Raw genomic sequence first — 11,505 nt, forward strand, 5'->3', positions numbered from 1 at the left:
ACCCCGTCGCCAGACGGCCTACTCAAGTTCGATAGAAAAAGGAAAAGGAAATATGGAGCAACAATGGATAATCATGATCATTGTGATCGAGGCCATGGCCGTCGCCGGCGTCATCGCCGCCTTAATCACCAAGGATACCAAAGCGCCGTTTATCTTTGGGTTTAACACCCTGCTGCCGGTCACGCTGGTGTATTGCTGGTACGGGGACGCAGATCTGGTGCGCAAAGCCCTGCTGCTCGGCATGGTGATTATTTACCAATTGCGTATGAACGTCGTGCTCACGCTCTGGTACAACAACACCGCCGCCGCCAAGCTCAAGGAAGTCATGCCGCTGTCGGCCATCTACTTTTTACCCATCATTCTCGCCAACGTTTTTGGCTGGCTCTACTGCCTGCCGTTCCAATGGGCGGCGGACCGTGTCGGCCCACTGAACTGGATCGATTACAGCGCCGTCGCCGTCTACCTGATCGGCACCATTTTCCATTTCGGCAGCGATTATCAGAAGCACTTATTCAAGCAGCAACCCAATTCACGCGGCCAGATCCTGGACACAGGCTTCTGGCGCTATTCCCGCCACCCCAACTACTTCGGCGACTTCCTGATTTACGTCGCCTTCGGCCTCACCGCCGGCAATCCCTGGGGCGTCATTGCGCCATTGGCCAATATCGCGCAGTACATGACGGACGCTATTCCCAAAAGCGAAAAAATGGCGGAAGAGCGCTACGGCGAAGCCTGGCGGAACTACAAGAAAAAGGCCAAGTGCCTGATTCCGTTTGTGATCTAAACCAAGACTGACTTCCCAGAAGCTAAATCCTGGGAACGACCATGGCGGCTATCCGCCACGAAAGACAGGGCCAGGCACACCGCAGGCCCTGTCACTTTCAGTCATCTAATCCCTCGTATTGCTAATACGCGCTTTAATCCATTGATATGCCTTTGGTATTCCAACCCAAAGGAAAGCCGAGACAAAGATGACGAACGTAAGAATAATCGCCATCACATTCATCGCCGTGTAACGATCGCCGTATACGCGCAACGTGTATTCATAAAGCGACCACATCAAAAAACCCAATACACACAGGCCTAAAATCAGCCAAAATCTCATAAGCTCAATCTAAATTAGTCAATAAACTGCAAATACATGGATGGATAGATGGGCGCTTACACGCAAGCCGCGCCCAAGCTGTGGAGATAAGAGCGAAGCAGGCTCTTCCCTTCCTCAACGTTCTTGAATCTAGAGCGGCTGTATTCACAACAAACAACTGTGTTTGTCGGCGCATGGGTTAAACAAACGTTACTGCTGGTTTGACGAACCAGCGGAGAATCGGGAGTATCTTTGGCGTAAAACTGTATGGATAGATCCTGTTCCGCCATTGCTGGTTTGGCTTGCTCATCCCATTGTGGATAGAGCCTCGCCAAGCGACCTCCCTGCGTAAGTATCGTCGAGGCCTCTTGCATCACTTTGTATGCGTGTGGCCCATGGAACTTTACGATGAAGAAATCCGGTCCGCCACAACGCTTGGCGGAAGCACTCGGCTCATAGAGAAGTTCAGGCGCAAGCGCGTTTTGTTCCCCAAACAACAAACAGGCCCTCAGCAGGTCGGGGAACGTATCTGTATCGGATTGAGGGGAGATATTGAGATATGCGTTCATCGGCGCCGGCCTTAACTCGATAAAGCCGGTCAGTGTAGCTTACTGGCCGCCGTTTAGAAAAAGACCCCAAATCCCTTTGGGTCAAGCGCTATTCCGTGCGCGCAAGGACATCAACTCAGTGGGGTGAGAAATCCCTATCTCTTACGCCTTCCATTACCACATAGACAGCACAGCGGCAGTGGCTTCCCTGCGGTGAAACGATCACACCTTCGACCAGCGCCGCTTTACAAGAGACATATTACGTAGCGGAGCGACAGAGGCTGTCGTCGTATGCATTTAATTGAAAAATTTTGCGTAATCCGACCACCTGGTTTGACCGCCATTGATAACTGGCGTTACCATGCCGCCTCTCTTCATGGAGCCGGACGGGACTCGAAATCCGTTTAACCTTCATAGGAGAAAAAACATGAAAAAGATCAAGACGTTATTCGTCATCGATCGCCGTAGTCATCTGGCGACGGAGCAAGTGGCTCCTGAATCTGCCTGGGTGTTGCAAGGCATAGGGTTCGCCACCGAGAAATTCGACGGCAGCGCCTGTCTGTTCAGAGAAGGCCGTTTGTGGAAACGCTACGATCGCAAACTGCGTAAGCCGTTCGCCGCCAAACTCCGCGCCGGACGTCTCGATATTCTGGACCACGCCATGTTCAAATCGGCGCCGGACGGATTTGCGCCTTGCGAGGCGGAGCCTGACGCCATCACCGGACATTGGCCCGGCTGGCTGCCGGTTTCCGAGGCCAGCCCGGAAGATCGCTGGCATTGCGAAGCCCTTGCACAGACCGCCGGTAAACTGGTCGAAGGCCAGACCTACGAACTGGTCGGCCCTAAAGTTCAGGGTAACCGCTACCAGCTGCAGCGCCACGCGTTGTGGGCGCATGGCGGCAAGATCCTGACGCCGCCGGAGCGCTTGGACTTCCACTCTCTACGAGACTGGATGGCGGCGCAAAACATGGAAGGCGTTGTTTGGCATGCGCCGGATGGACGCATGGCCAAACTGAGACGAAAAGACTTCGGTTTTTCATGGTGAATACAGGCCTGGGATTTTCCCCAGGCTTTTATTTTCTCCCTCCCCTCTCTCCCTTTCTTCACTCTAACCGCTAGCCTACGACTACTAACTCGCGGTTTTAGAAACGCTTTTTTACCAACGCAAAAGCAATATTTTTTACCGGGTAATATTGACTTCATTTTTTACCCGGGTATTATTGGCGACATATTTCCCAGGGTAGTCGTGGTTACCGGCTATCCGAGCGAGCACAGGAGTGAAACAGATGAGCGCAAAAGAAACTCAGAGTTATACCGGCTTTCACGGCCACCAGCTTTTCGCCGCCGGCGACTTACCGGAAGTGGCGTTGAAGGCCAAATCCTTACTGGAGCAGGACGCCAATGCCCCCGTCGCCATTTACGACAACGCCACCGGACGGATTGTAGAGGTCGATTATCGCGGCGCGGCTGAAGACGTCCTCGCCAGGATCGCAGCAAGCAGCGAAGACGGCGCCCCCAAACCTAAAGCAGGACCTGGACGTCCCAAACTGGGAGTGGTGTCGCGAGAAGTCACGCTGCTGCCCCGTCACTGGGACTGGTTAAGAGCGCAACCCGGCGGCGCTTCTGTGGCGCTGCGCAAGCTGGTCGAAGCGGCCAGACGCGACAATGTGGACAAAGACCGGTCACGTCTGGCGCTGGAAGCCGTGTATCGCTTCATGTCCACCGTCGCCGGCGACTTCCCCGGCTTTGAAGAGGCCTGTCGCGCCTTCTTCGCCAAAGACTATGAAACCTTTGATGACATGATTTCGCTATGGCCTGACGACATTCAGGACTATATCCGGCATCAGACTGAGAAGGCGTTGGAGATGGAAAAGCTGGCGGAGGCCCAGGACTGAGCCCCGCTATTCAGCTCAGCGACACGCGCCATTTTATAGCGCGTGTCGCCGTTTTCGCGCGGCAAGACTAGAACTGATAGGTCACCGCCACAGACAGAAATCCCTGCGCGCCACCCAGATCATCTTCTATATCGCGACGCTCGCGCTCCAGATTATCCGCAGACAAAACGCCTCCAGGATCTCTAGCGCTCAGCCTCACATCAGGATCGCTTAACGGCGTCATCACCCCAAACTCGGCCTGGAAAGAGAAGCCGGATTCGCTGCGAATGCGATTCCCCCACCCCAGACTCAGATAAGGCGCCCAGGAAGACTGATCGATTTCCGCATCCAAACGTACATTATCGCTGCTGCTGACATGCGCGCCGCCGACGTCGAAAGATTGATCCGCCTTGGTGCTCCCTTTGATGTCGTGATCAAAATAAACCAGACCGCCGGAGAAAAAGATGTTATCCACATACTTACCGGAGAATGGATACCAGTCCACGCCGCCGGTCAGCGTCCCTGTGCGGAGATCCGCTTTGTATTTGGTTCCGCTCAGCTCAAGATCATCGACGTCGTCCACATCCAGCCCGCCGAAGGTAAAACGCAGCTGCAGTTGATCTTCATCCACCAGACTCCAGTCCGTCCGTTTGGCGGCGGTGACGCCAACGCCCTGCGTCCCCAGCATGCCGCCTACAGAGTAATCCGCCGCCTGCGCCGAAGTCGTGTAAGCTGCAGCCAAAATAAGTGTCGCCCCCAGGCGAACGATAGAATTGCCAGCCATTGCCCGGCCTCCCTCTTTTATCAATATTCAAAAATATTCAAATCTAACTACACAAAAGGAGATGTGATCTTAAGAGGCCAAACGAAAAAGGTATGTGGCTGATTTGGGACAGAATGTGACGCCAAATCCGCGCACGTGACCAGAGTGCTTCATCAAGGACGAGAGACGGATTTGGATAACAGGACAAGCGAGAGGCGCGGAGCAAAAGCGGCCAGTTTAACCGGCGGAGGGCGCGCGAGCCGGCCAGGAAACCTCAATCGCGGCGCCGCCCAGCGGGGAGTCGCCGACGGTGACGTCGCCCTGGTGCCATTGCGCGATCTGACTGACGATAGCCAGTCCGAGGCCGTGTCCGCCGGATGACGCGCGCTCGGCGTTGCCCAATTGCGCGAAGGGCTGCAGGATGGTCTCCCGTTCAGCCAGGGGAATGCCTGGACCGTCATCCTCCACCTTTAAACGACAAAGTGCGCCGTCGCATCGCAGGCTGACCCGCACGCGGGACTGTGCATAGCGGGAGGCGTTATCCAGCAGGTTATGCAACACCCGACCGATGGCGCGTGAGTCCGCCCATATGCGGGCGCCGCGCAGGGTCTCGTCACAGACAAACTCACAGGCCAGGTCACTGCGTTCAGGCTGATGCAAATCCACTTCTTCCTCCACCAGGGCCGCCAGGTCAATCTCGCTGAAGTGATTGATGTCGATGGCGCGACTGTAGCGTGAGTGGGTGAGCAATTGATTGATCAGGTAATCCAGTGAGTCGATGCTGGCGTGGATGCTTTTGCGATATCGCTCCTGCTCTTCCGCCGTGCAATCCTCCGACTCCAGAATTTCCACCGCGAAGCGCAGCCGCGCCAACGGGGTGCGAAGATCATGAGCGACGGCATTGGTCAGCTGTTGATGCGAGCGCACCAGCTTCTGAATGCTGTCCGCCATAGCGTTGAATGATCGGCCCAGACGTGCGGCGACGGAGCCTTTACGCAACGTCACGCGATGCTCCAGCCGGCCCTGCCCAAACTCCGACGCCGTGCGGTCGAGCCGTTTGAGATCACGCCACAAGGGCGTCAGCCAGGATAATAAGCCCAAAGCAGTAGCTAACAGTATCGCGGCGAATACCGTCACCAAATAAGAGAGAACCACCCCACCCGGCGAAGGCGTTGGCCCCGCCGACAGGACTTTGTCGCTATCGCCAATACGGTAGTAAAACAGGGTTTCATCGTCGTCGGTGGTGATCCAGGCGTAGCCTTTTTGCATCAGCGCCTCTTGTTTCTCCGCCGATATGTCCAGCTCAGCCAGCGCCAGCATCTCCAGCGGAAAACGAAACTCCGCCTGCAACTGCGTCAGTAATTGCGGCCACTGCGCTTCCGGCGCTTTCGCAAACATGTCGCCCAACAAAAACAGAGTACCTTTAGCGCTGCGCAGCGTCTCTTCGTCATCCGTCTCATCCAGCACCATTTCAACCACCCAGTCGCTGTCGCCGACCCTGCGCCAGAGCACGTCGGTATCCGCCTCTGCATAGACATAACCGCCTTCTCGCAAGGTATCGCCGTACTGCGTTTGCGTGAGTAGTTCCGCCAAGGGCGTCAACCGCAATCGATAGCCGAAATGGTTATCCAGCGACGCCACTCTGTCCCGCCAGGCGCTCTGCGGCCGCTCCGCCAAATCACGGTCAATCAGGAAAAATGTGCCGTTATAGGTGTTAACGAAGTAATTAAGGAGAATGCGGTTTTTGATGTAATGAACAGGATTGTAGGATTCCACCGTCAGCAGCAGCCCGACCGGCAAGACAATGACGATCACCAGTCGCAACAGGGTTCTTAGCATCATCCTCAACGGCCTCCAGCCAGGTCTGGATCAGTGCATAGCTGATAGCCTTTGCCCCTAATCGTCTTGATGATGTCCTGCCCTGCTCCGCCGTCCTGCAGCTTCTTCCGTAAACGGGAGATGCGTCGGTCTATGGAGCGGTCCAAACCGTCGTAATCGAAGCCGCGTAATTCCTGAATGATAAAGTCGCGGTCCACCACTTCGCCCAGCGACCTCGCCAGCAACAATAACAGTTCGAATTCCGCCGTGGTGAGCTCCACCGAACGATCGCCCAGCCTGACAACGCGGTTGCGCAGATCAATGGTCAACGCGCCAGCGATGATCACGCTTTTATCCTGGGTCGCCGTTGCAACGCCCTCGTTGCTTCCGGTGTGCTCCAGCCGTCGCAACAGCGCGCGAATGCGGCTAAGCAGTAACCGCGGCTGCACCGGCTTGACGATATAGTCGTCCGCGCCAAGCTCCAATCCCAGCATTTGGTCCATATCCTCATCCAGCGCCGTCAGCATGAGAATAAAGCCGTTATAGTCCAGCCGCGCCTGCCGACACACATCCATGCCCGACAGCCCCGGCAGCATCACGTCCAGAATCACCAGCGCCGGACGCTGCGTCTGAATTTCCCGCACCGCATCCAGCCCATTGGCGACAATCGCCACCTGGAAACCATTTTTAGTCAGGTAGTCCTGAATCAAGGAAGCCAGCTCCTGGTCATCCTCCACCAGCAGCAAGCGATGATTGTGAGCGCAGTTCGAAAATACGGGTGTCATGATGGGAGAGCGTCGCCTTAACCAACAGGATCAGGGGAAATTCGCTCAGTGTAGGAAAAAATACGACGGGAGAATACCTGCCTGTGTAGCAGGTTTGTGACAGTTTGGGACAGTCCGACTGTTAAAGATGGGCCCGCCTTGCTGTACAAAAAAAGGTCTACTAGGCTTCTGTATACGGCCCGCCTCCACAAGCGGACCTGTTTTGCTGTTGAGTATTCAAGCTGCATACCTTCCTAACCGGCGCTCCCAGGCTTCAGGTATGCGCGTACAAGGATCAAACAAGGAGCCGCTTATGGAACCCTATCTCGGTCAGATCAGCATGATGGCTTTTAACTTCCCTCCTAAAGACTGGGCTTTTTGCAATGGAGCCTTACAAACCATTTCGCAAAACCCAGCTTTATACTCTCTATTTGGAACAGCTTTCGGCGGTAACGGAAACACCACATTCGCTTTACCTGATTTGCGTGGTCGAGCTCCCATACAAATAGACCCACAAAATGGAATTAATATGGGCGCTCAAGGAGGGTTTGAAACAGTCACCCTGATTCAAGATCAAATGCCGATTCACAGCCATCAGGTTTACGCCTCCAGCTTGGATGCCGATAAAGGAAGTCCCAGAGATAACAGAATTCTGGCGGCGACTCCAGATATCTATCGCCCCCTCACCTTACCGGTATCAATGTCGCCAAACGCAATCTCCGCTACAGGCGGCGGCCAAGCCCATCAGAATATGCAACCCTCACTGACGATCAATTTTTGTGTCGCTCTCAAGGGAGAATATCCCCAAAGAAACTAAGCGCTCCAACCACATTAAATTGAGTAATCTAATAACCAGGAGGGTTCACTATGTCGTATCCTTTTTTCGGTGAAATCAGAATGTTTGGGTATTCTTTCACCCCCGCTGGATGGGCGTTCTGTCAAGGGCAACTCACCAGCATTGCACAAAACCAAGCTCTTTACGCAGTGATCACGACAGCTTTCGGCGGCGACGGGAGGACTACGATGGGCCTGCCTGATCTGCGCAGCAGGGCTCCACTGCATGCGGGACAAGTTTCAGGACAGTACTACCCGTTTTCGCATCCTGGTGGCCAAGAGTACGTATCTCTGAGCACAACCCAAATGCCGTCACACAATCATCAACTAGTAGCCGCAGGCGCCGCCGGGACAAGTCCCGAACCCGCCAACCTGCTTTTCGCCTATCAAGCAGGAGACTTTCAACCAGATTACAAGCAAGACCCCTACCTCCCCCTCACCGCTATGGCGCCTTCCATGCTGACTGGCGCAGGGAAAGGGCTTCCCCATGAAAACAGACAGCCTTTTTTAGCCCTGAGATTTTGCATAGCTTTGGATGGCGTCTTCCCAACACGTAATTAGAGTGGAAATACATAGAGATACATCAACATATATTGGAGACAACCTCCGAGTTAGAGCATAAAGGAGAGCAGCCATGTCTGAATCATTTATTGGAGAAATCAGGATATTCGCGGGAAACTACGCTCCGTTCAATTGGACATTTTGTAACGGCCAGCTATTAACGATTGCACAAAATGAAGCGTTGTTCAGCGTAATTGGAGTAACTTTTGGGGGCGACGCTCGCACCAGCTTCGGACTACCCGATATGCGCGGCCGCATTCCTTTGAACTTTGGACAAGGTCCCGGGCTCACAGACAGAGCTTTCGGCAGTTCATTTGGAAGTTCAGAGGTCGTGTTAACCGAAGCGAATCTGCCGCCACATACCCATCTTCTACAAGCCTCAAATGAGGCCGTCACCGCCAATGTCAATCCGACAGGTCAGGCTACCGGCGTCACAGCAGTCCCATTCTACGCAGGGGTCAGCAACATGACCAACCTGGCGCCGGACGCTATCGGAAATACCGGTGGCCTTGGCAACGGCCAAACAGCGGCTCACTACAACATGATGCCCTATTTAGCTTTGAACTTTATTCTTTCATTGAAAGGCTATTACCCATCCCGTAACTGATCAAAGGGAGAGCGGCTATGTCGGAACCATTTATTGCTGAAATTCGCTTACTTCCCTATACCTATGCCCCAAGGAACTGGGCCTACTGTGCAGGCCAGATCCTTCCTATTTCTCAAAATTCTGCGTTATTTGCTGTAACAGGAACCCTCTATGGCGGCGATGGCCGTGTAACCGTCGGCATTCCCGGCATGCTTGGAAGAACGCCGCTGCATAGCGGAGCAAGCGCCGGTCCCGGACAGCGGTTCTACCCTTTGGCCGAAAGGTATGGCGCGCCTGAAGTGGAGCTTGAGATAAGCCAAATCCCTTCTCACACTCATTCCCTCTTTGCCGCAACATCGCCCGGAGACAATACTGAACCACAAGATAGATTCTTCGCCTACCAACAGGGCGACTTCCAACCTGACTACAAGCAGGAGCCATTCGGCAGCCTGGCGGAGATGTCCGATCAAATGCTTGATAATTCAGGAGACAACCAACCCCACCCTAACATGCAGCCCTTTCTGGCGCTCCCCTTTTGTATTGCTTTAGATGGTGTGTTCCCAACTAGAAACTAGCTGTTCTAATCTGAGAAGGGCGCTCAACGCGCCCTATTGTTAAGACAAAGTATGCTCAACCACCTACTTTGTAACTAAACACTGACTCATACAGATAGCAGTCGTCTTTTTCCGCGACGGGTACAATAAAGATATCGTGCGCACCGCAGTTATCATTCTTAACTGCGCAGGTTTGTTGCTGCATCAAGCCTTTATCTTTTCCCGCTTTAAAAATCACCGAGAAGCTTTCAAAGCCGCCTCCCAGTTCTTTTTTATCCGACACTTCCACCAGCGTTAACTCCAAAGGCGGTTGGCTGGAATCATAAGTCGCGTAGAAAGTTTTATCTTGATTGGACTGAAACTGGTCATGGGTAAACATCGGCATCTCCCTGCTGAGTTCATAAGCTTTTTACACCAAACACACGCATCTAACCCTGCATGCTCCTATAGAGTATAGACAACAGCCGAGCGACTGATAGAGGCGGGTATGAATATCCACGTTAGGGACAACATCTCCACCACTAATACATCGCCGCGAGCCTTCCTTGCTTGCTAACCTGTTAACTTGATAAATCAAAAGGTTCAGGTCTATGCTGAAGAAGCTGCTGTACCTTCTCCGAGCGGCCCACATGCTGTAAGTGGACCTCCTGCTAACCCAATATGGAGGAAACACATGGAAGCCATCACAAGGGACGATGTGGTCATGCAAAGCGACAAACAGGTTTCCTGCTCTGTCGATCAAGGCATTGTCGTTATGAACGTCAATGCTGGCGAGTTCTACGATTTGAACCATTCCGCGTCCGATGTCTGGAGGCTACTGGACTCCCCTACAAAAGTGTCGACATTGTGTGATCGCCTTTGCGAAAGATATAACGTCGACTCCGAGCGCTGTGAAAAGGATGTGCTAAACCTGCTCAATCGTCTGCGGGAAAAAGGCGTCGTCAAAGCGCAAAAATGAAACTCTAAAAGAACAACCTTCACGTCTCGCCTGCGGTATGGCCAGATTCAATTTTTATAAAGGGTATTTACACTATGGATCAGGAAAACGAAGAAACTAAAGCTACTGAAGAATGGGAAACACCTGACTTCACTGTCATGGACGCCAATCAGGCCGAGAACCTACCTGGTGACGGACTTGATGGAGGGTTTGGCGGAGACTCACGCTCCTAACCCCGGCCAGGCGTCACTCAAGCTGTAGACGCCTCTAGTTCCTGCGCTGCAAGCATGTCCACAATATTTATAGCTTCCGACATCAATTTGGGGCGCTGCAAAGAATAAACAGACGTGACGCCAGCAAGAGCCGCGCATGCATTCAATATTGTTCGCCGCTGCTCAAGCGAGACCAGAAACACCTTTCTGAAGCAATGTTCAAATAATCCGGCTATCGCCTCTTGTGGCGTGAGCCGTTGCAGTGATAGCTCCTTCCCTTCCGTCAAGATGTAGACACTTTGCACGAACGCTTTTTTTAAAGAGAAGTTGCAACGCGCCGGGTAGCAATGTTTGATTCTGGTTTTAAAGGGTAAACGGGGATGATTCTCAGGCGTTTCCCCCATTGCCAGCAATATTTCGGGCGACAGTTTAAGTCTCGGAAAGCCAGGACATAAGCTAACGTTATACCCCTCTAACGTTAATGGACATATATCATCACTCAAGAGCTCGTGGCCCCGATGATAGAAAAGCCCCGCCATGCTGGATTTTCCGGCGGTCTTGTTACCGCAAAACACCAAGGCGCGCCCACTTGGCAAGCGTACAGCGGAAGCATGCAACACCAAACACTTACGCCATTGCAATATCGCTCCTAAGCACGACCCAAGCACATGAGCATAAATACTCCAGGATTGAGAAGACTCCCCAGGTGTAATGACTATGCGCCAGGGGCGCACCCAGAAACGCCCACCGTCTTCATCGTCAAAGATAAGTACTTCGCTTTCATTAGCCTGATAGCGTTTTCCTTGCTTCGCCACCTTATCCAGTCGCGTTGGGGCCTCTCCAAAAACGACCGTTAAATCAGATCCATCTCCACCTTGTACAAGCCATGGAAACTCAAACTCCGTCTGCATTTGCAACCCATATACCTGGTAGTAGTACATGCAGTTTATTCCCTTGATTCTCACTTTAT

15 protein-coding genes are annotated in these 11,505 nt (G+C 53.2%); 9 read left to right on the forward strand and 6 right to left on the reverse strand.

The features are described 5' to 3' along the window. Window positions 1-52: 52 nt before the first annotated feature. On the forward strand, window positions 53-784 hold the full coding sequence (locus ACQYWX_RS26460; protein ID WP_431686926.1) for a DUF1295 domain-containing protein: 732 nt from the start codon (window positions 53-55) through the stop codon (window positions 782-784). Window positions 785-1,161: 377 nt separating this feature from the next. On the opposite strand, the gene ACQYWX_RS26465 is transcribed toward ACQYWX_RS26460, so the two are convergent. Then, window positions 1,162-1,653 (reverse strand): hypothetical protein, encoded by a 492-nt coding sequence (locus ACQYWX_RS26465; RefSeq protein ID WP_431686927.1) that lies wholly within the window; start codon window positions 1,651-1,653, stop codon window positions 1,162-1,164. 406 nt (window positions 1,654-2,059) lie between these two features. On the opposite strand from ACQYWX_RS26465, the gene ACQYWX_RS26470 reads away from it, so the two are divergent. Both ACQYWX_RS26470 and ACQYWX_RS26475 read left to right on the forward strand, forming a co-directional pair. Continuing rightward, window positions 2,060-2,677: a DUF5565 family protein gene (locus ACQYWX_RS26470; protein ID WP_431686928.1), complete on the forward strand. Its 618-nt coding sequence runs from the start codon at window positions 2,060-2,062 to the stop codon at window positions 2,675-2,677. Window positions 2,678-2,918: 241 nt separating this feature from the next. Then, entirely contained in the window at window positions 2,919-3,527 is a 609-nt protein-coding gene (locus ACQYWX_RS26475; RefSeq protein WP_216738622.1) for a DUF2239 family protein, read from the forward strand. A gap of 67 nt (window positions 3,528-3,594) precedes the next feature. On the opposite strand, the gene ACQYWX_RS26480 is transcribed toward ACQYWX_RS26475, so the two are convergent. The 3 genes from ACQYWX_RS26480 to ACQYWX_RS26490 all read right to left on the reverse strand — a co-directional run bounded on the left by ACQYWX_RS26480 (window position 3,595) and on the right by ACQYWX_RS26490 (window position 6,872). Continuing rightward, window positions 3,595-4,290, reverse strand: coding sequence for a hypothetical protein (locus ACQYWX_RS26480; protein ID WP_431686929.1), 696 nt, complete (start codon window positions 4,288-4,290; stop codon window positions 3,595-3,597). A gap of 216 nt (window positions 4,291-4,506) precedes the next feature. Next, window positions 4,507-6,111: an ATP-binding protein gene (locus ACQYWX_RS26485; protein WP_431686930.1), complete on the reverse strand. Its 1,605-nt coding sequence runs from the start codon at window positions 6,109-6,111 to the stop codon at window positions 4,507-4,509. 2 nt (window positions 6,112-6,113) lie between these two features. Beyond that, window positions 6,114-6,872: a response regulator gene (locus ACQYWX_RS26490; protein WP_431686931.1), complete on the reverse strand. Its 759-nt coding sequence runs from the start codon at window positions 6,870-6,872 to the stop codon at window positions 6,114-6,116. Between the two features lie 292 nt (window positions 6,873-7,164). On the opposite strand from ACQYWX_RS26490, the gene ACQYWX_RS26495 reads away from it, so the two are divergent. The 4 genes from ACQYWX_RS26495 (at window position 7,165) to ACQYWX_RS26510 (ending at window position 9,407) form a co-directional block, all read left to right on the forward strand. Then, complete coding sequence (locus ACQYWX_RS26495; protein WP_216737606.1) at window positions 7,165-7,668, forward strand: phage tail protein; 504 nt, start codon at window positions 7,165-7,167, stop codon at window positions 7,666-7,668. Window positions 7,669-7,718: 50 nt separating this feature from the next. After that, a complete protein-coding gene (locus ACQYWX_RS26500; protein WP_431686932.1) occupies window positions 7,719-8,246 on the forward strand; it encodes a phage tail protein in 528 nt (175 codons plus the stop codon). A gap of 73 nt (window positions 8,247-8,319) precedes the next feature. Further along, window positions 8,320-8,853 (forward strand): phage tail protein, encoded by a 534-nt coding sequence (locus tag ACQYWX_RS26505; RefSeq protein WP_431686933.1) that lies wholly within the window; start codon window positions 8,320-8,322, stop codon window positions 8,851-8,853. A gap of 17 nt (window positions 8,854-8,870) precedes the next feature. Then, complete coding sequence (locus ACQYWX_RS26510; protein WP_431686934.1) at window positions 8,871-9,407, forward strand: phage tail protein; 537 nt, start codon at window positions 8,871-8,873, stop codon at window positions 9,405-9,407. A gap of 55 nt (window positions 9,408-9,462) precedes the next feature. Here ACQYWX_RS26510 and ACQYWX_RS26515 read toward each other — a convergent pair whose 3' ends face one another. Next, window positions 9,463-9,765, reverse strand: a complete 303-nt coding sequence (locus ACQYWX_RS26515; protein ID WP_216737610.1) for a DUF6916 family protein — start codon at window positions 9,763-9,765, stop codon at window positions 9,463-9,465. A 294-nt stretch (window positions 9,766-10,059) separates the two neighbouring features. On the opposite strand from ACQYWX_RS26515, the gene ACQYWX_RS26520 reads away from it, so the two are divergent. Together ACQYWX_RS26520 and ACQYWX_RS26525 are read left to right on the forward strand one after the other, a co-directional pair. Beyond that, entirely contained in the window at window positions 10,060-10,344 is a 285-nt protein-coding gene (locus tag ACQYWX_RS26520) for a PqqD family protein (protein ID WP_431686935.1), read from the forward strand. Between the two features lie 74 nt (window positions 10,345-10,418). Next, window positions 10,419-10,556 (forward strand): hypothetical protein, encoded by a 138-nt coding sequence (locus ACQYWX_RS26525; RefSeq protein ID WP_216737612.1) that lies wholly within the window; start codon window positions 10,419-10,421, stop codon window positions 10,554-10,556. Window positions 10,557-10,573: 17 nt separating this feature from the next. On the opposite strand, the gene ACQYWX_RS26530 is transcribed toward ACQYWX_RS26525, so the two are convergent. Then, complete coding sequence (locus tag ACQYWX_RS26530; protein WP_431686936.1) at window positions 10,574-11,476, reverse strand: hypothetical protein; 903 nt, start codon at window positions 11,474-11,476, stop codon at window positions 10,574-10,576. Between the last annotated feature and the right edge of the window lie 29 nt (window positions 11,477-11,505).

Origin of the sequence: Hahella sp. NBU794, assembly GCF_050749805.1 — a bacterium.
Lineage (GTDB): Bacteria > Pseudomonadota > Gammaproteobacteria > Pseudomonadales > Oleiphilaceae > Hahella.